General features: G+C 45.5%; 21 protein-coding genes. 8 read left to right on the top strand and 13 right to left on the bottom strand.

What is annotated here, in order from left to right; genetic code table 11:
* The first annotated feature begins 64 nt into the window (after positions 1 to 64).
* The 3 genes from LAY41_RS08110 to LAY41_RS08100 all read left to right on the top strand — a co-directional run bounded on the left by LAY41_RS08110 (position 65) and on the right by LAY41_RS08100 (position 3,829).
* Complete coding sequence (locus LAY41_RS08110) at positions 65 to 2,374, top strand: bifunctional diguanylate cyclase/phosphodiesterase (protein ID WP_249096142.1); 2,310 nt, start codon at positions 65 to 67, stop codon at positions 2,372 to 2,374.
* 15 nt (positions 2,375 to 2,389) lie between these two features.
* Positions 2,390 to 3,259 carry a 16S rRNA (cytidine(1402)-2'-O)-methyltransferase gene (rsmI, locus tag LAY41_RS08105; protein WP_249096139.1) on the top strand — a complete coding sequence of 290 codons (870 nt, stop codon included), beginning with the start codon at positions 2,390 to 2,392 and terminating at the stop codon, positions 3,257 to 3,259.
* A 288-nt stretch (positions 3,260 to 3,547) separates the two neighbouring features.
* On the top strand, positions 3,548 to 3,829 hold the full coding sequence (locus LAY41_RS08100; protein WP_249096125.1) for a hypothetical protein: 282 nt from the start codon (positions 3,548 to 3,550) through the stop codon (positions 3,827 to 3,829).
* 138 nt (positions 3,830 to 3,967) lie between these two features.
* Here LAY41_RS08100 and LAY41_RS08095 read toward each other — a convergent pair whose 3' ends face one another.
* On the bottom strand, positions 3,968 to 5,017 hold the full coding sequence (locus LAY41_RS08095; RefSeq protein ID WP_249096123.1) for a hypothetical protein: 1,050 nt from the start codon (positions 5,015 to 5,017) through the stop codon (positions 3,968 to 3,970).
* Between the two features lie 394 nt (positions 5,018 to 5,411).
* Between LAY41_RS08095 and LAY41_RS08090 the strand changes: the two genes are divergently transcribed.
* A complete protein-coding gene (locus LAY41_RS08090) occupies positions 5,412 to 6,845 on the top strand; it encodes a phosphoglucomutase/phosphomannomutase family protein (RefSeq protein WP_249096121.1) in 1,434 nt (477 codons plus the stop codon).
* A gap of 246 nt (positions 6,846 to 7,091) precedes the next feature.
* The gene (locus tag LAY41_RS32570) at positions 7,092 to 7,463 is read left to right on the top strand and encodes a lipopolysaccharide assembly protein LapA domain-containing protein (RefSeq protein ID WP_338022957.1); all 372 of its coding nucleotides are present in this window, start codon (positions 7,092 to 7,094) and stop codon (positions 7,461 to 7,463) included.
* Positions 7,464 to 7,782: 319 nt separating this feature from the next.
* On the opposite strand, the gene LAY41_RS08080 is transcribed toward LAY41_RS32570, so the two are convergent.
* Positions 7,783 to 8,349 (bottom strand): thermonuclease family protein, encoded by a 567-nt coding sequence (locus LAY41_RS08080; RefSeq protein ID WP_249096117.1) that lies wholly within the window; start codon positions 8,347 to 8,349, stop codon positions 7,783 to 7,785.
* A 49-nt stretch (positions 8,350 to 8,398) separates the two neighbouring features.
* On the opposite strand from LAY41_RS08080, the gene LAY41_RS08075 reads away from it, so the two are divergent.
* Entirely contained in the window at positions 8,399 to 9,274 is an 876-nt protein-coding gene (locus LAY41_RS08075) for an SDR family oxidoreductase (protein WP_249096113.1), read from the top strand.
* 115 nt (positions 9,275 to 9,389) lie between these two features.
* On the opposite strand, the gene LAY41_RS08070 is transcribed toward LAY41_RS08075, so the two are convergent.
* The 6 genes from LAY41_RS08070 to LAY41_RS08045 all read right to left on the bottom strand — a co-directional run bounded on the left by LAY41_RS08070 (position 9,390) and on the right by LAY41_RS08045 (position 14,689).
* Positions 9,390 to 9,734 (bottom strand): toxin-antitoxin system TumE family protein, encoded by a 345-nt coding sequence (locus tag LAY41_RS08070; RefSeq protein ID WP_476726979.1) that lies wholly within the window; start codon positions 9,732 to 9,734, stop codon positions 9,390 to 9,392.
* A gap of 37 nt (positions 9,735 to 9,771) precedes the next feature.
* Complete coding sequence (locus tag LAY41_RS08065) at positions 9,772 to 10,071, bottom strand: hypothetical protein (protein ID WP_249096095.1); 300 nt, start codon at positions 10,069 to 10,071, stop codon at positions 9,772 to 9,774.
* A gap of 173 nt (positions 10,072 to 10,244) precedes the next feature.
* Positions 10,245 to 10,607, bottom strand: a complete 363-nt coding sequence (locus LAY41_RS08060) for a DUF2442 domain-containing protein (RefSeq protein ID WP_249096092.1) — start codon at positions 10,605 to 10,607, stop codon at positions 10,245 to 10,247.
* Positions 10,585 to 10,842, bottom strand: coding sequence for a DUF4160 domain-containing protein (locus LAY41_RS08055; protein WP_249096089.1), 258 nt, complete (start codon positions 10,840 to 10,842; stop codon positions 10,585 to 10,587). Before LAY41_RS08055 ends, LAY41_RS08060 begins: the two co-directional genes overlap by 23 nt.
* A 15-nt stretch (positions 10,843 to 10,857) precedes the next feature.
* Entirely contained in the window at positions 10,858 to 13,794 is a 2,937-nt protein-coding gene (gene polA, locus LAY41_RS08050; protein ID WP_249096088.1) for a DNA polymerase I, read from the bottom strand.
* A 172-nt stretch (positions 13,795 to 13,966) separates the two neighbouring features.
* A complete protein-coding gene (locus tag LAY41_RS08045; protein ID WP_249096087.1) occupies positions 13,967 to 14,689 on the bottom strand; it encodes a PEP-CTERM sorting domain-containing protein in 723 nt (240 codons plus the stop codon).
* A 395-nt stretch (positions 14,690 to 15,084) separates the two neighbouring features.
* On the opposite strand from LAY41_RS08045, the gene LAY41_RS08040 reads away from it, so the two are divergent.
* Positions 15,085 to 15,978 (top strand): Cof-type HAD-IIB family hydrolase, encoded by an 894-nt coding sequence (locus tag LAY41_RS08040; RefSeq protein ID WP_338022956.1) that lies wholly within the window; start codon positions 15,085 to 15,087, stop codon positions 15,976 to 15,978.
* 176 nt (positions 15,979 to 16,154) lie between these two features.
* Here LAY41_RS08040 and LAY41_RS08035 read toward each other — a convergent pair whose 3' ends face one another.
* Complete coding sequence (locus LAY41_RS08035) at positions 16,155 to 17,156, bottom strand: DALR anticodon-binding domain-containing protein (RefSeq protein ID WP_249096086.1); 1,002 nt, start codon at positions 17,154 to 17,156, stop codon at positions 16,155 to 16,157.
* 228 nt (positions 17,157 to 17,384) lie between these two features.
* Here LAY41_RS08035 and LAY41_RS08030 point away from each other — a divergent pair, with 228 nt between their 5' ends.
* On the top strand, positions 17,385 to 18,113 hold the full coding sequence (locus tag LAY41_RS08030) for a Crp/Fnr family transcriptional regulator (protein ID WP_249096085.1): 729 nt from the start codon (positions 17,385 to 17,387) through the stop codon (positions 18,111 to 18,113).
* A 199-nt stretch (positions 18,114 to 18,312) separates the two neighbouring features.
* Here the strand turns inward: LAY41_RS08030 and LAY41_RS08025 are convergent, their stop codons facing one another.
* The 4 genes from LAY41_RS08025 to LAY41_RS08010 all read right to left on the bottom strand — a co-directional run bounded on the left by LAY41_RS08025 (position 18,313) and on the right by LAY41_RS08010 (position 25,308).
* The gene (locus tag LAY41_RS08025; protein WP_249096084.1) at positions 18,313 to 21,336 is read right to left on the bottom strand and encodes a sensor histidine kinase; all 3,024 of its coding nucleotides are present in this window, start codon (positions 21,334 to 21,336) and stop codon (positions 18,313 to 18,315) included.
* A 333-nt stretch (positions 21,337 to 21,669) separates the two neighbouring features.
* Positions 21,670 to 22,749 carry a PstS family phosphate ABC transporter substrate-binding protein gene (locus LAY41_RS08020; protein ID WP_249096083.1) on the bottom strand — a complete coding sequence of 360 codons (1,080 nt, stop codon included), beginning with the start codon at positions 22,747 to 22,749 and terminating at the stop codon, positions 21,670 to 21,672.
* Between the two features lie 31 nt (positions 22,750 to 22,780).
* Positions 22,781 to 23,767 (bottom strand): PstS family phosphate ABC transporter substrate-binding protein, encoded by a 987-nt coding sequence (locus LAY41_RS08015; RefSeq protein WP_249096081.1) that lies wholly within the window; start codon positions 23,765 to 23,767, stop codon positions 22,781 to 22,783.
* 137 nt (positions 23,768 to 23,904) lie between these two features.
* Positions 23,905 to 25,308 (bottom strand): ABC transporter substrate-binding protein, encoded by a 1,404-nt coding sequence (locus tag LAY41_RS08010; RefSeq protein WP_249096080.1) that lies wholly within the window; start codon positions 25,306 to 25,308, stop codon positions 23,905 to 23,907.
* Positions 25,309 to 25,315 lie beyond the last annotated feature (7 nt).

Genomic DNA, 25,315 nt, shown 5'->3' with positions numbered 1-25,315 from the left:
ACAGCGACTTTGAAGATCGTCCTGGGATAAACTTTACAGTATCTTTAAAAAAGATTTACTCTTTATGAAGGAAGTAATAAGAAACTTGTTTGCTCCCGGAAATTTTATCGCCCACGGGCACTGCTACCTGTGGCATTCAGGGTTGGTTTGGCTGCACATCCTGTCTGATACCCTGATTGCACTGGCGTATTATTCAATTCCGCTCATGCTGCTCTACTTCCTCTACAAGCGACAAGATGTGCCGTTCAAATCGCTGTTCTGGCTGTTTGGGGCTTTTATGGTTGCCAGCGGCACAACCCATATATTGGAAGTTTGGACGGTTTGGCATCCAAATTATTGGCTCTCCGGTAGCTTTAAAGCATTTACTGCCATACTTTCCCTGTATACGGCGGCGTCAGTTTTTCCCTTAATTCCCAAAGTATTAGCACTCCCAAGTCCGGCTCAACTGGAGGCGGCCAACCAAAAACTGGAACGGGAAATAATGGAGCGCGAGCAGGCAGAAGCAGATCTTAAAGAGAGCGAGGCACTATTCCGGTCAATTTTTGAGGGAGCCAGCATCGGTATAGAAATCATAGACCTGACAGGACGAACTGTGGCAAGGAACCAGTCTCTTCAGCAGATGCTGGGATACAGCAAAAATCTGAAATCGCATCCTCCCAAGGATGACAATTATGAAGAATGGAAGCTTAGAAAACGATCGCGTCACCAGATAGATAATCGTTACTTGTTTTGGGAGCGCGATCGCTACCAGATGGAAAAGCGTTACCTTTGCAAAGATGGGCAGCTAATGTGGTGCCACGTTACTGGTTACCTAGTACGCGATAACACAGGCGACCCGCAATTCGGCATTCGCATGGTAGAAGATGTCACCGAACACAAGCAGGCTCTAAAAGAATTACAGCATTACCAAGAACGCTTGGAAGATATGGTGGGAGAGCGTACCGCCTTCCTCGCCAAGGCGAACGAACAGCTCAGCTGGGAGGCTACTCACGATGCGCTCACCGGATTAATTAACCGCCGTGAATTTGAGCAGCGTCTAGAATCAGCCGTAGCAGGTGCCAGAAACCAGAATCAACAGCATACCCTGTGCTATCTCGACCTAGATAGATTCAAAATTGTTAACGATACTTGCGGTCATGCAGCTGGAGACGAGCTGCTGCGTCAAATCAGCGCTCTTTTGCAAACTCACGTGCGTCATACGGATGTTCTAGCGCGACTGGGCGGCGATGAATTTGCTTTGCTGCTTTACAATTGTTCTGTGAAGCAGGGACTTCAACTTGCCCATTTACTGCAACAAGCTATCCAGACATTTCGGTTTGTATGGCAGGATAAAACTTTCAGCCTTGGTGTCAGTATCGGAGTGGTGCCCTTCACTAGCCCCCTGACTTATGGCGATGCGCTGCTACAAAGTGTAGAAAAGGTGTTGTGCGCGGCTGATGCCGCTTGCTACCAAGCTAAAAACAGCGGACGGAATTGCGTACACCTCTACCAACCTGACGATGAGGAACTAGCGCAACAGCGCGATCAAAAGCAATGGATCGATCGGATTAATCAGGCAGTCAGCGAAAAAGATCTGGATAAAAATGAGAGGGATTGTCTTGAGAAATCAGAACTGGCACATAACCAGTTTTGCTTGTACTATCAACCCATAGTTTCGCTTTCTTCTCATCAATTTGTGAGGGAATATCACGAGGTTTTGTTACGCTTGGTAGATGAGAAAGGTGAGGTAATTCCGCCAATGGCATTTCTCCCAACTGCTGAACGCTATAACCTCATGCCAACCATTGACCGTTGGGTGATCGGTACTTTATTTGGCATACTGGCGCAGCAGAGTTGGGAAATCCAAAGTCGTAGTATATATGCGATAAATCTTTCTACAGCTACTGTTAACGACGATCGCTTTATTAATTTTCTCCAAGAGCAGTTCTCGCTCCACAAAATCTTGCCTCAGTCGATCTGCTTTGAAATTAGTGAAAGCGTTGCTATAGCCAATGTCAGTCAAACAACCAAACTCATAAACTCTCTCAAGGCTTTAGATTGTCGAGTAGCTTTAGACGATTTCGGTAGCGGGATATCTTCTTTTGCTTATCTCAAGCAACTACCTTTGGATTATTTGAAAATTGCGGGAAATTTAATCGAGGAGGTACTGGATGACACAATGACTTGCGAGATGGTGAAAGCGATTAATAAAATCAGTCATGTGATGGACATTCAGACAATTGCCACATTTGTCACGAACGACTCTATCCTGGAAAAGGTAACATCTATGGGAATAGATTATGCTCAGGGTTATGGTATTTCGGCTCCACATCCGGTAATATTTAGACCAAGCCGGAGATACGAAGAAACGTTGCTCCAAAGGCGCTGTTCTTGAGATAAATTAATCTATATGGAAACCGCTCCCCAGACTGGCACGCTTTACTTGGTAGGAACTCCGATTGGCAATCTGGAAGATATGACGTTCCGGGCAGTGCGGATTTTGCAAACGGTGGATATCATTGCGGCGGAAGATACTCGCCATACAGGCAAGCTTTTGCAGCATTTTCAGATTGCCACGCCCCAGTTGAGCTATCACGAACACAATTCTTCGCAGCGCATTCCTGAGTTGGTGGATAAGTTGAGTCAGGGAAAGGCTCTAGCACTCGTCAGCGATGCCGGGATGCCCCTGATCTCTGACCCCGGATATGAGTTAGTCCAAGCTTGTATTGAAGCTGGAATACCAGTAGTACCCGTTCCTGGCGCGAGTGCGGCAATTACGGCGTTAAGTGCAGCTGGTTTACCAACAAACCGTTTTGTGTTTGAAGGTTTCATACCATCAAAAGGGTCAGAACGCAAGGATCTTTTGGAAGGTTTACAAACAGAATCGCGGACGATAATTTTATACGAATCTCCCCATCGACTGCGGCAAACTCTGCAAGATTTAGCAGATTTTTGGGGTCGCGATCGGCAAATTGTACTGGCAAGGGAGTTAACTAAATTATACGAGGAGTTTTGGCGAGGCACGATCGAGGAGGCGATGCTTCGCTATTCTCAACGGGAACCTCAAGGAGAATTTACGATCGTAGTAGCTGGTGCCCAGTTAGAAAAGCCGCATCTATCCGAGGAAACACTGAAAGTCGAGTTACAGCAGTTAATGAGTCAGGGAATATCGCGATCGCAAGCTAGTCGCCAGCTGGCAAAAGCTACCTCTCTTCCCCGTCGTCAACTCTACCAACTTGCCCTCAGTCTTCCCTCTCCAGAATCTTCAGGCGATCTTTAGTTTGTCTTAACGGAAATTTCACAAAAAACTCTTCTATCTTAGGTTATATTTCATCTAACTTTATGGCAAAATAAGACTAAAATAGCCGTCTTAGTAACGTTCTTAGGACTTACGCAATTGCCCCCCTAACCCCCCAAATCTGGGGGGTTAGGGGAGGGTAGCCTCCCAGATTTGGGGGAAGACTCTTCTCCCCCCTTTCTTTGGGGGGTCGGGGGGGCAACTGGCTCTGTTAACTCAGACTGGCTCTGGCAAGGGAAATTGCAACGATTTGGTTACAAGGGGTGCATCATGACTGTATTTCTATTTGCTTCTTCAGCAACAGCTTATGTTTTTTCCGGTATAATTTGCTATCTGGCCTCCATGAACGGTTGGAATCTGTATTCTCAATTAACCGACGAACTTCTTCGCAAGGCGTTAGTTAGGCTTTGGATAACAGGTTTGTGGCCTTTGTGGATAATCCGCGAGATTGGTGGAGACTACGGGTACGGGACGAGTAAAACTCTAGCAATCAATCCGATCGTCTGTTCAGACTCGGAAGCTAGCCTCAAAGATGGAAGAAACCAACCGTAGAGCTTGGCAATAAAAATATTGCGATCCCCCTAAATCCCCCTTTTTAAGGGGGACTTAGAACAAAATTTTGAGCTACGTCCCCAACCAGAATCTTCGATTTGGTTGGGGACTTTGAAGACTCATTACTGCAACTTGGGATTAATTGTTTTGGAACACTTCCCCAGAAAACATCTCCGAGAAAGTACGCAGATAAGGTAAAAAGACGGCTACAGATTCTAGGGGTAAGCGATCGTGCATTTCCCAGACGATCGCTTGCAGCATATCTTGTACTAACTTCCAGCTCACTTGCAATCGCGGATATAACATCACGCACAAAGGAAACAGCTGTTGCTGCACAGAACAGATATTTCCTTCCAGAACACACAGGCACAGATAAACTTGAAACATCTCCACATCGCGGATACTGGAGATTTTGACCGTTTCCTCTTTTAAAGTGCCGCTGTAGCTTTGATAACCCGGATGCTGACGACAAACTCGTTCGTAAACCGCATGGGCAACTTTAGTAGTGGCTGGTAGAAGATGCTGAACTGCTAAGAGTGCAGTCGAATCCTCTGCATGGTCTGCCGCTGCTTTGTAAGCCGCTTGCAACGGCATATACATATGGTCGTCCATGACTTTTAAGTAAGGCTGAAATAGCGTTTGCTCTGTTGGCGAGAGGCATTCCAACAACTTTTGACCCGTATAGTGGAACTGCATACTTACAAATCCGATCGCACGAGGATCTGCGCTGGTGTACTTCTGCCGCACTTTACCGCAGTCTCCTCCCGCAATCACCGACAGGCGTGCAGGCTCAACCTCTTTAGTATAGGCATTTAATACTTTTAGAAATAAATTCCGAGTATCGGCTGCAATCTCTAAGGGATTGATTAAGTCTGGATTGATACCGTGGCGTCGAATTTCCTCAGATAGCAGCGTTTCCGTCAAAGACCAAGCTTGGGCGCTAGCCAAAGTTATATTGTTGCTCAGCTTGCTTGCGGTGTTAATCCTACCTTGCTGAGAACCTATTTCTGTAATGCTTTCGACCTTTTTGAGCTGCTGTTCGTTTTCACGAGGAGTGACGGAAAGATAGTATTTTCGGGCCCATAGTGCGGATAGAGAATGAAGTTTCGATTCCGATGGTTGGGATGGAGTGGCCCAAACGCTAGGAGAGTTAAGTTTAACCGCTGTAGATGCCAAGGAGTGAGTCATCGCTTTGTCCCAAATCTGCAAAAGGAGTTTAAAACGAGCAAATAAAGGGGTTTTAAGCCAGTTAGTCTGACTCTTGCTAGTTTTAAGGCCAGAAGAGACAGATTTATCTGGATCGGAGAACTTTACACAAAATAGTCAAACTGGAATGGGAATTTACAGAATCTTTATATGCTATTGAGGTTTAGTATGCAGTATTTTTACTAAAATGTAAAACAGTTTGTTTAAAATTGTTAATCTAATTGTAGATTTATGAGTTTTCAGGGCCGCTCGCCCATATCTAGATCTCTAAAATCCAGAGGCGTATGCGTAAAAATGCGGTTTTGGCTTTTGCTGCTATCTTCTAAAGGGCACGCTTCTTATACTATGTATTGTTAATTGAGAGGAAGTGACTTAGATGAGTGCTAGCAGCAGCTCGAACAAGATTAAGTTTGGTACAGACGGATGGCGGGGTCTGATCGCCGATGACTTCACTTTTGCGAATGTGTGCAAGGTGACGCGGGCGATCGCCAGTTACTTGGAAACAGCATATTCTAAAGATAGACCAGTTCTGGTAGCTTATGACACCCGGTTTTTAGCTGACCAGTTTGCCCGTACAGCCGCCCAAATTCTGGTAGACGCCGGTTGGACGGTGAAAATAGTCGATCGCGATTGCCCGACTCCGGTGATTGCGTACAACGCCAAGCTTCTCAACTCGGCTGGGGCGCTGATGTTTACCGCTTCTCACAACCCAGCGCCCTACTGCGGCATCAAGTACATCCCTGATTATGCGGGCCCTGCAACACCGGAAATTACGGATACGATTGTAGCAAATATTGAAGGTGCTACTGACGCTCCGCCATCGGGAAGCAATCTTGACAAGATTTCTACCTTCGATCCAAAGCCAGAATATCTGGCATTTATCTACACTCTCCTAGATGTAGAGCAGATTCGCAGTGCCAAGCTGAAGGTGAAGTACGATGCCCTTTATTCTACCTCTCGCGGCTATCTGGATACGGTTTTGCAGCACTGCGGTTGTGAGTTAGAGTCGTTCCACACCTACCGCGATGTGTTGTTTGGCGGCGGAATGCCAGAACCGAAGGGCGAGCAGTTGGTAGAATTGGTGGAAGCGGTAAAGAAAGATGGTGCGGATTTGGGTTTGGCGACGGATGGAGATAGCGATCGCTTCGGTATAGTTGATGAGCAGGGAAATGTCCTCACTCCCAACACCGTATTGCTGTTGCTGGCGCGTCACCTAGTCAAAAACAAAGGCAAAACCGGTGCGATCGTCCGCACTGTCGCTACCACCCATTTGCTGGATAATTTCGCTGCTAAGTACGGTTTGGAACTTTATGAGACAGCAGTAGGCTTTAAGTACATCGGCGAGAAAATGCGCGAGACGCAGGTGCTAATCGGTGGGGAAGAATCGGGCGGATTGAGCATTATCGGTCATATTCCCGAAAAAGATGGCGTTTTAGCAGATATGCTGGTGGCAGAGGCGATCGCTTATGAAGGTAAGCCGCTGAGTCAGCTTGTTGAAGAAGCGATCGCTGAAGCCGGTGGCCCACTTTACAACGAACGCCTAGACTTGCACCTAGATGATGCACACAAAGCCGCTGTTATCGATTCTTTCACGAAGAATCCGCCGACAGAAGTGGCAACAGTTAAAGTGAAGGAAATTGGTCGCAAAGACGGCATCAAATTGTATTTGGAAGAGGGAAGCTGGGTGTTGCTACGTCCTTCGGGAACTGAACCCCTGATGCGCGTTTACATAGAAACCAACACGCCAGAAAAACTAACCCAAATCGCTGAGTATATGCAACAAACCATCAGCAAGCTCGAACCTAAGTAGAATTTCAGATTGAAGAATTGCAGATTTCAAAATTAAGTAAATCTGCAATTCTTCAATTTGCCATCTATTGTCAGATTTGTCGTGGCATTGTAGAGATCGGGACTTACGCACTAACCAAGGTTTAGCCCCCCGACCCCCCAAAGAAAGGGGGGAGAAGATTCCTGTTCCCCCCTTTCTTTGGGGGGGTAGGGGGGAGAAAAGCGTAACTCCTGATATATCGTCTTTTGATAGCTATTGTCCGAATCCATGAAAACCATCGCCAACCTCCTCGCTTCCCTAATTCTAGCCATCTGGGTATTAGCGATCGCAATATTTTCTGTCCAAAACGCTACCCTGGTATCGTTGAAGTTTCTCGGATTCGAGTCAATTCAGCTACCAGTGGGTGTAGTGCTGGCGTTTTGTGCTGGTGCTGGGGTGGTGGGAGGTGCGATCGCTTTTCCCCTCTTGAGCGGTTCTGAGCAGCGTCAAGGGGATAATGAGCGATCGGACGATGATTTTGAAGACGACGACTTCGAGGAAGATAAGCAACCTGTCTCTAACCAACCTACTCCTAACCAACCTACTCCTAACCAAGTTAGCTCTGATGATTGGCTAGAAAGCGGCTCAAAAGATTGGTAAACTGACATCTTGCACCACGCATTGACCCGCCTCAGACTCAAGTCTGAGGCTAATAGCTAAAGTCGTCTAAAGACGACTGGAATCACTTTCAAGTTCAGTAAAATGCCATAAAGCATTCTTAAGTCCACTTCAGTGGACTTTCGCTATCAGCCTTGGACTTGAGTCCAAGGCGGGTGTGGAGACTAAAGACGACTGGATTCAGTTTCAAGTCCAGTCAAATACCATAAAGCATTCTTAAGTCCACTTCAGTGGACTTTCGCTATCAGCCTTGGACTTGAGTCCAAGGCGGGTCAATACGTAGTACAACACCTCAATAAACTTACTTTGTGCGGCGATAGTCCCAAGCAGGCACAAATTTCGCATCTCCCCAGATACCGCGCTTACTCTTCTTAGCTTCAGCTTCAGCTTCTTGGACAACAGATGCGCTGGGACAATTCTTCAAGTAAGGTTGGTAAACCATCGCCAGTCCTTCGCGGATTAAGACTTCTTGGATAAAAGTGCCATCAGGCAAGCGCACTTCACTTATTTTACGCCCATACCGATCGGTATCGGTTATGGTTAGAGAAATGCGATCGCCTCCCTTTTTCACCAACTGCCGCACTCGACTTTGCGCTTTTAAACCCCAGTTGAATTGGTTTTTGTCCAGCAATTTTCTGCTTTGCTTTTCCTTCTGCGTATGGGGAATTTCCGGCGCATCCGCACAAGCGAAGCGAACTGTAAAGCTAGTTCCCTTGGAGTCTGATACAGCAATGGTATCTCCATCGCTGACTCGCTTCACTGAGTAACTGGTTTGTCCAGAATTGGGACATCCGGTTAAATTAACGAGGAGGAAGCCGACGCGGAGACATTTAAGAGAGTTTTTGATTAGTTTGCTAGTGCAGGACATTTGATTTTAGATTTTTGATTTTAGATTGAATATAGCAGTTATTATGCACATGAAAAAACTTTTAGTTACAGGAGTTAGCGGTTTTCTAGGATGGAACCTTTGCCAACTAGCCAAACAACAATGGCAAGTTTACGGCACCTACTTTTCCAAACTCGTCGATATTCCTGACACCAACCTTACTAAAGTTGACTTGAGGGATTTTCAAGAACTCAAGCGCCTCTTTGAGCAAATTCAACCAGCAGCAGTTATTCATACCGCCGCTCAATCTAATCCCAATTTTTGCCAAATTCATCCAGAAGAATCATATTTAATCAATGTAACAGCTTCTTTGAATATAGCCAGATTGTGTACAGATTATTCTATCCCTTGCGCTTTCACTTCCACCGACCTAGTTTTTAATGGTTTAAACCCCACTTATCGAGAAACAGATCCGGTATCTCCTATCAATCATTATGGCGAACAAAAAGTTATAGCCGAACAAGGTATGCTAGAACTTAATCCCAAAACGGTTATTTGTCGAATGCCGTTAATGTTTGGCATTGCGCCACCTGGTGCTAGTAGTTTTATTCAGCCATTTATCAAAGTTCTTAGAGAAAGAAAAGAGCTAAGTTTATTTACAGACGAGTTTAGAACACCTGTCAGCGGCCAAACTGCTGCTAGCGGACTATTATTAGCATTGGAAAAAGTTGAGGGAATAATTCATCTAGGTGGAAAAGAGCGCGTATCGCGCTATGAATTTGGTCGCTTGATGGCAGATGTGCTGGAACTTCCTCAAGAAAAGTTAAAAAGTTGTTTGCAAAAAGATGTACCAATGGCTGCACCAAGACCTAGCGATGTTTCTTTAGATAGTTCTAAAGCTTTTGCTTTAGGGTATCAGCCTTTGTCTTTGCGGGAAGAGTTGAAAAAGTTACGGGGTAAGGTTTAAATTTCAGCGTACAAAACCTTTTCGATCTAACGGAGTTTTCAGTTTTCGATGGAGAAGACTTGGATATTGAAAATGACTAATCCTAAACGAAGCATTCGTGTAACTTTGACCATTTTTATGCACCTGTTTCTGTCGTGATAATAGCCAGCACTTTTTCAACATTCATTGATTCATTGGGTAATACATTTTCCTCTTCACCATCATGAACATGGTAAGGATATGTTGCTATTTCTGGATGGTGTGGTGCGTTATCCCAACGTTTACGCAGTTGACCATCATATCTCTGCCAATGAAAGCGATATTTTGTAATCTGTACACCTGCTTGTGTGACAAGAAAAAACTCGAACAATTCCAGAAGACTACCGTCTTTCAAAGTAAGGCGGTAGCGTAACAATCCGCGATCGCCTTGTGCTTCTTCGCGAACTATTGTCCAGTATAGAACTTGTGGACTTAAAACAATAGCGCTTTAACGTGAGTCAGATAATCACTTGCGTTTGTCACACAGCTAACTCCAAGTGATGTATTTTTTCTAGAATATTTTGGCAAAGTTCATATAAACCAGACCATTCAAAAAAATTAATGTCATCACCTAATTCTCCCGCCTCAAAACGTTGATAAAACACGGCTGAATCCATGCTGTACCGCTGCTCAAATTCGCGTAAAGATCGATTGTATCTTTCCAACCGTTCCCGATGTTGATTGAGAGCGATTTCCAATAGTTTTCCTAAGATTCGATCGAGTTCCGCTCGGTCAGAATAAGTGTCTTTGAGAAGTTCTAGTTTACGTAATGTATCCATGATTAAAGTTTTTGTGGTTTTCGTATATGGTAAATGATACCAAATCCTGGTTTGTTACCCCATGAGAATTTTTGGCCTCAACATTGTAGAGACGTTTCATGAAACGTCTCTACAGCCTAGAGACATAAAGGGGGTAATCGTTGCGGATTTGGTATGATATAAGATGATCGCGCCTAACTAGCTTTTTGTTCAACCAGTCGCTGCTTTGCCATCCAGACTTTGGTTCCAAATATCCCAACCATCAAATAAGGAATACTCAAATCCACATCTAGCGTTTCCCAGTGCAAACCTTCACCAGAAGGAGTTACTTCTACTTCCGCTAAATCATTCGCAGATGATCCCGCTAAACCTTGCACTAATTGGGGAGGAAATAGGAAACTGGCTCCATTTCGCAGTTCGATGACGATGCGATCGCAATTAGCATCATAGTATGCAGATTTAGCACGCGGTTCAGCAACATCTGCAATTACCGCCGCTGCTCTTGCTTTGGCAATTTCTTCTTTTAAACTTTCTTCACTCAGTTGTTGGTTCTCCATGAATTTCTCTCCATTTTGTGAGTAGTTCCAATTGGTGAGCGATCACTAGATTTAGTGCCTTTGTAGCATCTTTATTGCTCATGTTCAACACTTGAATTAATGAAGGACGTTCGGTTTCACTACCAAGATTAATTTTTACTTCTCCCTGAGCCTTGAAAACGTGGACATGAGACGGTAAATGATCGTTGGTGTAGATGCGGACACTGAAACCATCTTTTTTTAGTACGGTCGGCATAGTTAAATAATTTTTCTACTTCGTCTCCATCCAATTCGGCCCCACATGAACATCTACCACCAGCGGTACGCTCAACTGCACAGCATTCTCCATTGTTTCCCGAATCTGAAGCTGCAATTCTTCCCACTCAGATGGCGGAACTTCTAACACCAATTCATCATGCACTTGCAATAGCAACCGCGCCTGATAATTCTGTAAAATTTGGTGCATTTTTATCATGGCAATTTTGATAATATCCGCACTAGAACCCTGAATGGGTGCATTTGCAGCTGCGCGTAAAAGTTGTGCGTCAGATGCACTCATCTTCTTAAGTTTGTCGAAGTCAATTTCATCCAGATTGGCACCTTTATAGCTGCGAACGCTACCACTCTCGAAGTTAAAATAGCGGCGGCGTCCTAAAATGGTTTCGACGTAGCCGTGTGCGATCGCTTCCCGCTTCATCCTCTCCAAATACTCAAAAACCTTGGGATACCGCTGGTTAAAGCGTTTAATAAAATCATTCGCATTGGCCTTATTTACACCAGTCGATCGCGAAAACCTGAGCGAACCCATCCCGTAAATCACGCCAAAGTTAATCGTTTTCGCCAAACGACGTTCATCGGAAGTAATATTTTCCTTTTCAAACACTAACCTTGCAGTCACAGTATGAATATCTTCATTATTTCGATAAGCTTCAACTAACACAGGTTCTTGACTCAGGTGCGCCAAAATCCTTAACTCAATTTGCGAATAATCTGCTGAAACCAACAACCAACCGTCTTCTGGCAAAAACGCCTTCCGAATTCGCCGACTAAACTCCGTGCGAATGGGAATATTTTGCAAGTTTGGGTTAGAAGAAGATAGCCTACCCGTAGCAGTTACAGTCTGATTAAAATCTGTATGCACCCGCTGAGTGTCCGAACGTATCAACGCAGGTAAAGCATCTACATAAGTAGACTTCAACTTAGATAAAGTGCGGTATTCCAAAATCTCATCAATAACTGGATGATCTCCTTGCAGTCTTTCCAGTGTACCTGCATCGGTAGAATAACCCGTCGCGATTTTACGGGATTTCTTAGTCTCTAATCCCAGTTTTTCAAATAGCAACTGACTCAACTGTTTGGGTGAACCTAAATTAAATTTTTCACCAGCAGCATCATACGTTCTCTCCTCAATTGCTGCTAAATCCTTCTCCATTTCTTGAGAAAGTTGCTTGAGATAAGCAGCGTCGATGCGAATTCCTACATATTCCAACTCTGCTAAAACTGGTTCGAGAGGCTGTTCCACGTCTAGCAGCAATTTGTGCAAGGCTGGAACTTCTGACAATTGTTCGTGGAGTTTTTGAACTAGCTGGAATGTGACATAAACCTGCAACCCACAGTAGTTAGCCACGTCAGCAATCTTCACATCTGCAATAGTCTTGCCTTTGGGGACTGTATCTGCGTAATTTTTTATTTCTATTCCTAAATGTCGCTGCGATAATTCGCTGAGGCTGTGACTGTTTTCTGGATTCAAAACATAACTAGCCAACATCGTGTCCAATACAACCCCAGACAGTTTAATTCCCTGACAGCGCAGCACCAAGCGATCGAATTTGGCATTCTGCAAACTTTTGGGATAACTGTCACTTTCCAAAATCGGACGTAACGCTTCTAAGACTGTCGCCTTTTCCAGATTTAGTCCTGTTTTATGACTAATTGGAATATAGGCAACTTCATCTGGATTAGTTCCCCAACAGCAGCCAATTCCTACTAATTCAGCATCTCGCGGTTCTAAATCGCTCGTTTCCGTATCCCACGCCACTGGCGTTGCTGAATCGGTAAAACTGTGCAGTTGCGTTACCAGTTCTTTTAGTTTAGCTGGAGTGTCAATAATGCGGGATGTAATTGGAGAGTCAGATTTTTGTTGAATAGCTTGTGTTTCCTCAAAACTGAAAAATGATAGTTGCTCAAATTCAGCGGAATCAAGTGATGTTTCTGACAACGTTTTTACAGAAGGTTCCGCTTGCTTTTCCTCGGCAGTGATACCCCCAAATGCTTGCTGTAATTCCTTGATTTTTCCTAAATAAAACTTGAAGTCTAATGTTTCCAGCACAGGTTCTAAAGCTGCACTATCAAAACCTTTTAGCTTGCAGTCTTCTAAACTGATATCCAGAGGAACATCGGTAACTATCTTGGCCAAGTGCTGAGAATGGTAAGCTATTTCTTTGCCAGTTTCCAGCTTGGTTTTGTTTGCACCTTTAATGTCATCTAGAGAAGCATAAATTGCGTCCAAAGAGCCGAAGTCTGTCAACAATTTCACGGCGGTTTTATCGCCAATTCCCTTGACGCCAGGAATATTATCGGAGGTGTCACCGCAGAGAGCTTTGTAATCAACAACTTGCTCTGGTGAAATTCCCATGATATCTTTTACTTGTTCTGGTTCAACTTCTGCGAGTCCGGTGGTACTGTTGCGTTGCAAGAAGGTTTTACCCAGATACAAAACACTAATTCCCTTGTTTGTGTCAACCAGTTGAAATAAGTCTTTATCGCCGGTGAGAATTTTCACTCTATAACCTGCTGCACTCGCCTGAGTCGCCAAAGTTCCCAAAACATCATCTGCTTCGTAGCCGGGAGCGGTTAGAATTGGCAAGTTGAAGGCTTCCAGCAGTTCGTGGAGATTTTTGAGGTCGGCGATGAAATCTTCTGGCGTCTCTGTGCGATCGGCTTTATAGGTGTCATCAGCCTCATGGCGGAAGGTGGGTAAGCTGAGGTCGAATGCGATCGCGATCGCTTCCGGTTTCTGTGACTCTATCACCGCCAGCAGCGACTTGAGGAAGCCGAAACACACGCTCGTCGGGGTGCCAGCTTTTGTTTTCAAGCCTCCATCCCTACCTTTGGCAAAGGCATAATAGGAGCGAAACGCCAAGGAGTGACCATCAACCAGGACGATCGTCGGTAGAGTTTTCGGGGCAGCAGATGAGGATTTTGACATAATCCCCATTTTAGCCGCCTGCAAGTCGATTGCGATCGCCGTTGAGCAGCGAAAAAGCCGTTGGTTATGTTACCTAACGGCTCAAGCTGACTTTTTGAAATTGCAGTATTTTAGTACAATATCCCTACAAATTTTAGCTGAAAAACTAATCTGTAGAGATATCCAGAGCCGATTAACCGATCGCACGAGTGCGACGGCGGCGAGAGAAGACAAGTGCTGTACCTGCGAGTGCAAGACCTGCTAAGGTAGTTGGTTCGGGTACCGATGCTGCGACTCTTGATGCACTTGCTCTCAAAGTAACGTCTTGGAAGTCTTTATCGTTGCTGTTTCCGCGATCGTCAAAGCCAATTTTAACAAAGTTAGCCAACGGATCTCCTGATTGATACTGCGCTTCATTAGCTGCACTATATATTGTTCCGTCTGCTTGTCCTAGCGATCCGAATGAATTAAATACAGCTTGCTGCGTTCCGCCAATGGCAAAAGGATTCAGCGCTTTTGTGGAGTACACTATTCCAGATCCACCACTGTCTAGTCCCAAGGTGTAGGTTTTGCTAGCCTCAAATGTGTAAGAGTTGGTGCAGACTAAAACTGTATTTCCACAAGTTCCCAGCCAACCGTTGGCACTCCCATTATCTGACTGCTTCGATTCACCGAAGACATTTTTAATAAGGGTAAGCTGATTGTTAGCGCCAACTTCAAATATTTTGACGGTTGAAGTGTAAGAACCGTGACTTTCATTAAATGTAAAATCAACTTTGGTATTTTCGATAAATTTAATGCCACCATTTCCGAAGCTTTCACCCGCATATAAAGAGGCGGCTTGCGCTGGAAGGGAAAGGCTGACGAGAGCAGTAGCAGCAGCGATACTTAAGGTGGCGAATAATTTTGTTTTCATCGGATTGCCCTCACTCAGGAAAGTTTGCTTGGCGTTAATCTGTTGCTGTTAATCTATTAATACTCAACATAACTTTGCCTGTCTAGGGTTTTGGTAAGGCTTTACTCAATCTTTAATCGCCTGAAGGCATTGTGAAGTTTACGATCGCAAACGGGAGGAACCTCACCCCCCCAACCCCCCTCTCCGACCTCAGAGAGGGGGGGGAAATACTTTTCTCCCCGTTGACGGGGGGGAATATTTTTCTCCCCGTTGATGGGGAGGGGCAAGGGACCGGGGGGTGACTGTCCTGCTGTAAACTGGTAGCCACGCTACTTTATATCAAATTCTGCCTGTCCCAAGTTTTTGCCCTGCCTGCTAACCTTGACTGGAAGAAACATCAGGACAACGGACAAACTATGCAGGAAATATCTGTCGATCGCGAAAACAGGCGCATTATGCCGGAAAATGAAGAGGCCGGAGACATTCAATTGTTGGTATTGGATATTGATGGCACTCTAGCAGGCGAATCCAATCAAATCCGAGAACCTGTCAAACAAGCCATTAAAGCAGTTCAAGCAAAAGGGGTCAAGGTGGCGATCGCTACTGGTCGGATGTACCGTTCTGCTTTACGCTTTCATCAGGACATCGGTTCCCAACTACCTCTGATAGTTTATCAGGGAGCTTGGATTCAAGACCCAGCTACCCAAAAAGTTCTTCGTCACCTGCCAGTATCAAAGAAATTAGCATTGCAACTCTTAGACTACTTTGAGCAACCGAAACTGCGATCGCTACTTTCTGTACACTTCTACATCAACGATCGACTTTACGTGCGCCAAATCACTTCCGAAACCGAGATCTATGCCGAACGTTCTGGTATAGAACCTATCCCAGTCGGCGACCTGCGCCTAGCCCTGAGTGCAGATGACGGACAAGATATCCATCCTACAAAAGTTTTAGCTCTCAGTGACGATACAGATGCGATCGAGCTATTGTTGGGTTCTTTGAAGCAGCAGTACACCCCAGCCGAACTTTACCTTACAAAATCTGTCGCCACCTTTTTTGAAGCCACTAACCCTTTGGCAAATAAGGGAACCGCAGTCCGTTACTTAGCCGAAGAAGTCTTGGGACTGCAAGCTAGCAACGTTATGGCTGTTGGCGATAACTATAACGATGTGGAAATGCTTGAGTATGCCGGTGTTGGCGTGGCGATGGCTAATGGCCCATCCGACGTGCAGGCGATCGCTCATTGGGTAGCTCCCAGTGTGGAGGACGATGGCGTCGTTGCTGCGATCGAGAAATTTATCCTTTAAAACCGCTTAGATCAGAAAGGAGACCGACGACTGGCCGTGTTTCGTCTCGGTCTCCTTACTGGTTCGCTCCTCACACACCAGTTAATATACACGAGATGAAACAGATTTGTCATCCCTTTACCTATATTAATTTTTGATAAGTATTGCTTTATTTTGGCCGATCTTCCTAAATAAACTTATAGTTCCAAGGGTGCCGAGACACCTAAAAAGTCTTGTAACACTAGCCGGAGCAAGGTTTGAGTAACTACGAGCAACCCCAATCTTGCCTGAGCCAAACAGAGATCTTCTCTCTTCACTTCACCCCAGATCCGGCATCTGCTGTAGAAAGTCTCAAATAAATCGCTAAGAGCCAGCGCCGTTTTCTCCCAATTGATTTCGCGCCCCAAAGGGTAAAGGCAGTATAGATTGTCCTGTAAGGCAAATAAATGGCAAATCAGAGCGCGTTCTGCTGGGTGTACCAACCGCAGTTTTTTGTCCGATGTCAGCCAGGGAATCGGGTTGGGAGAAACAAGGCCCCAGTGAGCCGGACTGGTATCGCGATCGGGTTCCACTAGAGCGATCGCACCCTCTCGGTGAGCAAGACGCAGCAGCGAACAGCAACGAGCGTGAGCGTACTGAACAGCAAAAATGTGGGACTTGGGATGGGAAAGTCGGGAATGGGCAATAATTTCTTCCTTGTCCCCTTTTTCTTTTGACTTTTGACTTTTGACTTTTGACTTTCCATGCCCTACCAAACGCTGCAACCAAGCTGATATGCCTAAATCGCTCAATTGCAAATGAATCAAACCAGGAGCGATAACCTCTACCATACAATATCGCTCACTGTCTGTATTCTGCACTACATTTGAGTGCGACAATTCTTCTGAGATCGCCGTAGCAAGATCCAAAATCGGTATTCCCCATAACTTTGAGAGTTTGAGCGCGATCGACGATACGTACAATATTTTGGTTTCATCTTTAACCTGGTACAAAGCCAGAGTTCCTGCTTTAACCCCATTTTCAACAACCGCATCAGAGGGTATGTGAGGCGCTGGGATTCCCAAGCTTTGGCCGATCGAATCTATTGCTTCTTGCAGCCAAACCAGCAGTAGGTGCTTGATAGCAGGATATTCAGCAACTGGCGAACCCTCATTCACAGAACTTTGCCGACCCTTGTCATCACTTTCCTGCGATTCCATCTGTCTACGGTTATAACTTGCATCAAATATAACCAATAACAAAGTTACGACAGCTATTATTTAGGAAAATATAAAGTATCTTTTATTACTTTGAATTTACAGTAAAACTTGTATAAAGTTGGTATAAAGCTAATCTAGATTTAATATCCCCCAATCACTTGGTTTCAAAACTGAAATCTAAGTAGTCGATAAACGTCCCATTAATGCCCTTTTTTGGCCCCTAAACCTATGGCACAACAATCTCTTTCCTTAGAGCCAACCACTTTAAACTCAGATACACCCAGACCTGAAGGAGCTAGGCCCTTTTTAACATGGCAGCGCATACTCGACTGGGCGAACGAACACTATCGGTGTCGCACCTTCAGTAAAGATGAGAAAATTCCAGCTCGACCTGGGCTACTGTATTTGGTACAGCGGGGTGCGGTGCGAATGGTGGGCGTTGCCCAAGTGAGCGCGACCCATCGCAACCTTAACTCACGAGCCTCCACTGTCAATCAAGAAGAAGCTTTTTTGGGTTTTGTAGGTGCCGGACAACCATTTGAAATTGTAGCTCAGTCACCCTTTACACTCCACAGCTATGCCCATATCGACCAAACTTCTGTAGTGTGGATGTACTGGCACGACTTAGACAATTGGCCTCATTTCCGGCGGGAGGTTTTGGATGCGTTTCGCTACCAGCACCAGCGCAAGCTGCTGTGGTTGAGTACCCTGGGACAGCGGCGCACGATCGATCGACTATTGGGATTTCTCACCCTCTTAATCGAAGAATATGGCGAACCCTGCGACCAAGGCTACTCTCTACCCTGGACTCTCACACACGCTCAAATTGGTAGCGCCATTGGCTCGACTCGCGTGACAGTAACTCGCTTAATGGGCAAGTTACGTAGCAGAGGATTAATCCATACCCAGGATGATAATCTGATCTGTTTACCTACTGATACGGCGCTTCGCCGCTGAGCAGGGGAGTGGGGGAGCAGGGGAGTGGGGGAGTGGGGGAGCAGGGGAGTGGGGGAGTGGGGGAGCAGGGGAGCGGGGGAGTGGGGGAGCAGGTGAGGAGAGAAATAAAAATGTTCTCTTTTGAACAAAAGCATAACAACTCGGAAAGAGCCCCACTTTCCTGTACTCAGCACTCAGCACTCAGCACTTTGGTATAGGTTCATAGCGGCAAAGAAAGGGTGAAGCTTGCGCCCTGACCCTTGCAAGACTCCAAAGTAATACTACCACCGTGGAGTTCTGCCAACTTGCGCGCGATCGCCAATCCCAACCCAGTACCCTGATACTGACGAGATAGAGAACTATCAATTTGGGAGAAAGGAGAAAAAAGTTGCCCTTGCTCAGCAGGATCGATACCAATGCCAGTATCCCAAACTAAAAAGTTAATCCTGTCAGTTGGCCTGCCTTCTAATAAGAGACGAGACTTATAGACCTTTAAACCAACTGTTCCGACTGGGGTAAACTTAATTGCATTGCTGAGTAAATTCAACAGCATTTGTTTGAGGCGTCTGGAATCTGCTACGAAATATTCCAAGCTGGGCTCAACCTCAACTTCCAGAATCAAACCCTGTTCAAGGGCCTGCTCCCGAACCAAATCGATCGCACTTTGTACCACTTCGGCGATGAAAACTATCTGCGGTTCTAGTTCCAGGCGACCCGCCTCAATTCGGGACAGATCGAGAATGTCGTTGATCACTTCCAGCAGATGTTGACCGCTGCTATTGATCCGGTCAACATATTCTTTCTGTTTGACGTTAAGCGGGCCAAAGCATTCTTGTAGCAGGACACCTGAGAAACCAAGAATGGCAGTCAAAGGCGTCCGCAACTCGTGGCTGGTATTGGCAATCAACTCACCTTTGACACGATTGAGGGTTGTCAATTCGTGGTTTTGTGCTTGCAGGCGTCGCCAAGTGCGGGATTGAAAAATAGCGATCGCGCATTGACTGGCAACTTGCTCAACCAGTTGAATTTCATCTGCTTCCAATTGACACAGCCTGGAAACTGATTCTAAACCTACTCCTGGGACTACGCAAATAGTACCGATCAACCCTTGTGCATCCCAAATCGGACTGATCAGTACCGGGTGGCGATTGGCTAGAGCTAATTTTTCGTCTGGATTAGCTATATAAAAGCTTTTCCCAGCTAAAATATCACTGCGGCAGTTTTCTGGCAAATTCTGCATCGGCAAGCGCATACCCACCAAAGATGCAGGTGGTGGCAAGTTCGATTCTGGCCGGGATAAGATCGGCCAGGAGCTTTCTATCCCCTTTTGAAAGTATTGGCATACTACCTCCAGCAATACCTGGTGCCGATCGAAAAGGGTGGCATAGCATCCCTCAACACCCAGAGTTTGTACTAAGCCTTCTACCGCAGCTTGGAGCATTCGATCTTCCTCAAGATCGCCCCGATACAGCGTTTTGGCCAGGTTGCGAATCAGTTGTTCAAATTGTAGCGATCGCTCCAGCGATCGAGTGCGTTGTTTAACTCGTTCTTCCAATTCTTCTGCGTGGACTTGCAGTTGCTGCACTCTTACCGACTGCTCAAAGGCAATAGCCACCTGATTGGCAACCGCCTGCACCAGCTGCTGTTCGTCTGCTGTCCACAGCCGGGGCGTGCGACAGTGGTGAACCAGTATTAAGCCCCACAGCGGACGCAATTGCAGTGGCTTCAAGTCCTCATCCACCCGTTGAATTGGCACCGCCATCATACTGCGTACCTTCATCGCTTCCAGCATTTGTACGTGACAGCTAGATAAACCTTCCGCATGGATATCTGCCACGTGCCAAAGGCGACCTTCGCAATAGGCTTTGAGATAAGTTGCGGGAATTGTCTCGGCACTGAAACTCTGCCCCCAAATTGTCGGATAAGCAGGATCGACCGCTTCTGCTGTACAAATACCACTTTGGTCTGGTTGCAACCGATATGCTACTACCCGGTCTGTACTCAGAGCGAATCTCAACTGTCTGACCGCAATCTCCAGAATCTTGGGAAAATCAAACGTACTGCGGATAGTAGCGGCAATTTCGCTCAGAAGTGATTCCCACTGTCGCCGCTTTTGGAGTTCCTGTTCTGCTCTTTGAATTGAGCTAAGATCCTTGACAAAAACCAGCAGGTAGCTATCCTCTGCTTCTGGGCTGGCGATGTGGGAAATCGTTATCTCTGTCCAGATAATCCCCCCATCGCGACATATAAAGCGCTTTTGCAGCGTTTGTCGTTGCAGACTCCCGTGCATCAATTGCTGAATGCACCTCACCTCAGCCGCAAAATCTTCGGGATGACTGATCGATCGACAATCCAGTCGGCGCAATTGAGCTTCTGCGTAACCCGTTAGTTTCTCAAAAGCTGGATTTGCCCTTAAAATCCCGCCATCTAGGCTCTCGAAAAGAATGCCAGTAGGGGAATCCCAGAACAGAGGATCTAACATAACAGCAGGTGAAGAACTATTAAGCGGTGAGATCGAGAATTCACAAATGCTTGGCATCTGTGAAACTGCGGTAAATTTAAATGTGTTTTCTGACCAGCCTTCGTGCTTTTCCGATCCTCTGCAAGGTTTGGCACAGTCTGCCTCCCTGAAAAAACTATAAAACTTTTCTGGCTCTTCAATCACCAAAGAAGCTGATTGAACCAATGGCAGCAGCTGTAGCCACAACTGTTTTAGAGTGCTGTTATTGTTTTTTAGGTCTGCGGCGGTCAATTGGGAGTATTGCGGTGCTGCGATCGCTATAGCTGGGTTTGCAAGTAACTCAGCAATCCTTTGCGAATCGAAAACTAGCGAAATTCGCCCAGCTATATTTGTACTGTTTGAGGTTTTTATGGATTCTACCTGCATCCACAGATTAAATCCAGTGCTTAACACTACTAAACTCGCTTCTACCCCAGGCAGGGTAATTAGCTGGATTGCTGGGACTTTTTCGCAAAGCTTTTGCGCCGTCATTCGCCCTGCTTTAGCAGTGCTTTCTTGCAAATGGTCGGAATTAAGAGAATCGATCGCAATTTGAGCCATCTCTACTATTTCCGAGCCAGCTTGTGCCAGCTTCTGACATAGCTCTAAATTTTCGCCCACTACGAGTAACGCCCCGATCCACCCACCAGATTCCAGGGCTATTTTCAGAACTTGTAAGCAAGAATGCCAATTTGAACCTATTAGTTCTAGTATGATTCTTGGCGCTATAGTCGAATTTTTCATTTACTCTCAGCAGAATAACAATTTGTAGTCACCAGAGGGATATATTTTAGGCAAATAAGCTTTATTTTCCGAGAATGGGTCGAAAAGTAAGGTTTTTTAGGATGAATTAAGTTGCCTAAAGCCCCTAAGCTAAAAGAAGATTTAAAGGCTGACCTAAATTTGAGTGACGCGCCTTTTTCAGTCGCTTTCACGCTTTTGCAGCAAGCCCTAAAAAAATATTATTTTTTATACCATTGTCCCTGATCCCATTGTCCCTGAGAGAAGTGGGGTACGGACGCCTTGTCAACAATTCGTATCAGTGATGGGGAAATGCCAGTCAAACCCTTATGTGCTTTAGCGTATACGAACGAACCCAAGCTTGGTAATCATTTCCTGGCCCTGGCCGGTGAGCAAGAACTTCGCGTAAGCTTCACCTGCTTGCTGTTCTACTTGACCGTTCTGTTTAATTATCACAAATAAGTTGCGTGCGATCGGATAAGTCCCCTGCTGAAATGCCTCAATGTTCGGCTGGTTGCGTTGAGTGGGGCATTGTGAGGGTGGCACGAAAGGTTCTTGGTAAGGGGGTATCCACTCACCAGCCTTGCGGCCCAAGGGCAAGGATTTGATGCTGCACTGCGGTACCACTTCTGGCGCTGAAGCATAGTAAATTCCACCAGGACTGGTAGCTAGCTTTCGCAGCGCTGCAGTGGTAGTGGGGACAAACTCAACTCTCGAACTGAAGTTTTCACCTCTGAGGATGTCTTCTCTAAACATTTCAACCGTACCACCAGACCCATCTGGACGCGAATATGGCTCGATCGGCAAATCGGGGCCACCCAGTTCTTTCCAGTTAGTAACATTGCCGGTGTAGATAGATTTTAGCTGGTCTAAAGTCAAACCTTGAATATTCAGGTTTGGGTTAACTGCTACTGCTAAACCGTCAATAGCAACAGCAACTTGTTTAAGACCGAAACCGCGCTGCTGAGCCTGATTGTATTCGCGATCGAGAATTGGTCGGGAGGACTGTGCAAAATCAAGTTTACCGTCCAGTAACATCTTGATTCCGGTGCCAGAACTGGGAGTATTGCCAACTGGCTCAACATAACGCAATCGAAATTCGGGCCGCGCCGCTTGAACAGCAGAGTCTACTGATAGTCGAATTGGTGCCCAAGACGTACTCCCACCATAATTGAAAAGTCCAGAAGGAATGTTCTGCACTTGGGGAAAATCTTCAAGGTTTGATTGTCCAGATTGCTTGATACCAGGATTTGACCCGGTGGGTGTTTCAGAATTAGAAGCATTTGGGCTTTGTTTGCCTAAACCACCTATGTTAATTGCGGAACTTTGGGTAAACCACCAAAATCCTCCAGCCACTAATCCTAATGTAATTATTAGGGCTAAAACCAAAACTCCAGTTTCGTTTTTCTGAGACATAGATAAATTCCGATTTCTTCAAAAACTTTTGTTATTTAATTCGCACAAATCCAGCCTTTTTAATTAGTTCTTGCCCTTGGTTTGTCAACAATAATTTTGCATAAGCTTCCCCAGCTTCTTGGTCGGACTGACCATTTTCTTTAATTACCACAAATAATCGACGAGTTATTGGATATTCACCACTTAAAAAAGCTTCGGCATTCAGTTGGTTCCGCTGACTGGGACAACGCTCTAGAGGTACAAAAGGTGGTTTGTAAGGCGGAATTAACTGCTCCAAATTGCGGCCTAGCGGCAATGCTTTGACCTTACATTGCACTACTAATAGTGGCGCTGAAGCTTGAAATATAGCTCCTGGTTCAGTAGCAACTTTACGCAAAGCCTCTGTTGTAGTAGAAACAAATTGAATATGGCTGTTAGAATCTTTATCTCCTTTACGGTAGGGCTTGATTTTCAAGTTGGGGCCACCAAGTTCTCTCCAGTTGGTAATCTTACCTGCGTAAATATTGTTGAGTTGGTCTACAGTCAAACCAGGAATGTTTAGGCTAGGATTCACGACAACAGCAAAGGCATCAATCGCTACTGGAATTTCTTTGAGCGTAAAACCCCTTTGTTTCGCTTGCTCATATTCTTTATCTTCAAGTGCGCGAGAAGAATGAGCAAAAGATAGTTGATTGTCTAATAACATAGCGATACCCGTACCAGAACTAGGTGTATCGCTATTGGGATGAGTGTAGCGCAAGCGAAACTGAGGCCAAACTGTTTGAATTGCTGGATCTAAGTCACGGCGAATAGTAGCCCAAGTAGTGCTTCCACCATAGTTGAATAACCCTTTTGGTACGCGCTTTACCTGGGCAAAAGTTTCGATGTCAGATTGTGCGGATTGATTAGATTGATTGTTTAATAAACTGCCAGAGTTAACACCCGATCTACTGGTGAACCACCAAAAACCTGCGCCTACTAAACTGGCGGTGATTATAATTGCTAAAACTAAAATAGTTGTTTCGTTTTTGTGAGACATAAACAAATACCATTTGGTAATCACAAATTGATTATCTAATTTGTACAAATACAGCTTTTTCTATCAAAGCTTGACCCCGAATTGTAGAGTTTTGATGGATTCAAAAAACAATTAAACGATCGCATTTAACCGAACAACTAACGCTGTTGCGACACTGGTACAAAATCGTAGCCAGTTCTAGAACGGTTACCGGGTAAGATTTGCACTAGCTGGATGTTAGCATTGCGATCGCCAGATGGCAAAAAACGAATGGTGCCAGAAGCACCTGTTGTCGAAAAGTCTGATGAAGAAAGAGCTTGTTGTACTCCCGTTCGCGTCGGATTGCGCTGGAGTGCTACAATTAGCGATCGCACCGCATCATAGGCTAGCGCTGTTCGCCAGTTTACATCCGCACCCCAAAGTTTTCTAGACTGCTGGGAAAAGCTTAACTTGGGATCGGCGTCAATGTGCCAGGGAACTGCTACTGTCATCCCAACTGCTTCCTCAGCGCCGATTTCCAATGTTTTCGGTGTATAAACGTCATCTCCCCCAAGCAATTTTAAGCGTTTGCGGTTGACACGAACAACTTGGAGCGCTTTGTCTAAGCTTTCAGTATTGGCTGCTAACATTAACACCTGTGCGCCCCGTTGAATTGCCTGTTCAACACTTTTAGACGCACTAAAATCGGGACCCGATAGGTCAAACTCAGCCGATACTTGTCCGCCTCCCAAAGAAACAGCGGTAACGAATTCAGATTTAAGAGATAGGCTATAGGAACTCTGGGAGTTGAAGAAAACCGCTGCGTTTTTTTGCTGTAATTTTGTCAGCATATAATCGGCTAAAGCCCTTGCAGCAATGTAATCGCTGGGAACAGTTCGGAAAACGTAGCGGCTGAAGTTTGAAAGTTTTACAGAAGTACTGACTGGAGAAATAGCAACGAGTTGTCCCGATTGATAAACAGTTCCTGCTGCTAGGGTTACATCGCTGGCATAAGGGCCTACCACACCTAATATTTCCTGATTTTTCACTAATTCTGTGGCAACTTGCTTGGCAGTTTCTGGATTGTTGTCGTCATTTGCGATCGCTACTTTTAACTTTACCCCATTAATTCCACCAGCTTGATTGATTTCATTTTGGGCTTGAGCGACGCCGCGCAGAATTTCCGAAGCTCCGTTGGGGTCTGTACCAATTGGCACAGATACACCGATTGTGTAACTTTTTTGCGATCTAATTCGGGCATTATTGACAAATATCAGGGCTTCTGGGTCGTTACGATTTGCTCGCAAAGATGTTTCCAGATTAGAAATAGCTTTGGAGAAGTTTGCATTTGCGATCGCTTCAATTCCTGCCTGTTTTTCCGGTCGGACTTCTCCCGGCATTAAAGTCTTATTCCCGAAACTGATGCGCTGTTGCGGAGATTGATTAGCAGGTAGATTTTGACTGGTTTTTTCCTTGTCTGAGAACCCATATTTTCCGTTAAACCACCACAAGCCGCCGCCCACTAATCCCAATGTAATCAGAAGGGCTAAGACTAGAATTTTGGTTTCGTTTTTTTGAGACATGGAAGAC

The sequence above is a fragment of the Argonema galeatum A003/A1 genome, from assembly GCF_023333595.1.
GTDB lineage: Bacteria > Cyanobacteriota > Cyanobacteriia > Cyanobacteriales > Aerosakkonemataceae > Argonema > Argonema galeatum.
The sequence above is the reverse complement of the archived record's forward strand: the minus strand, read 5'-3'. Positions and strand labels throughout refer to the sequence as shown.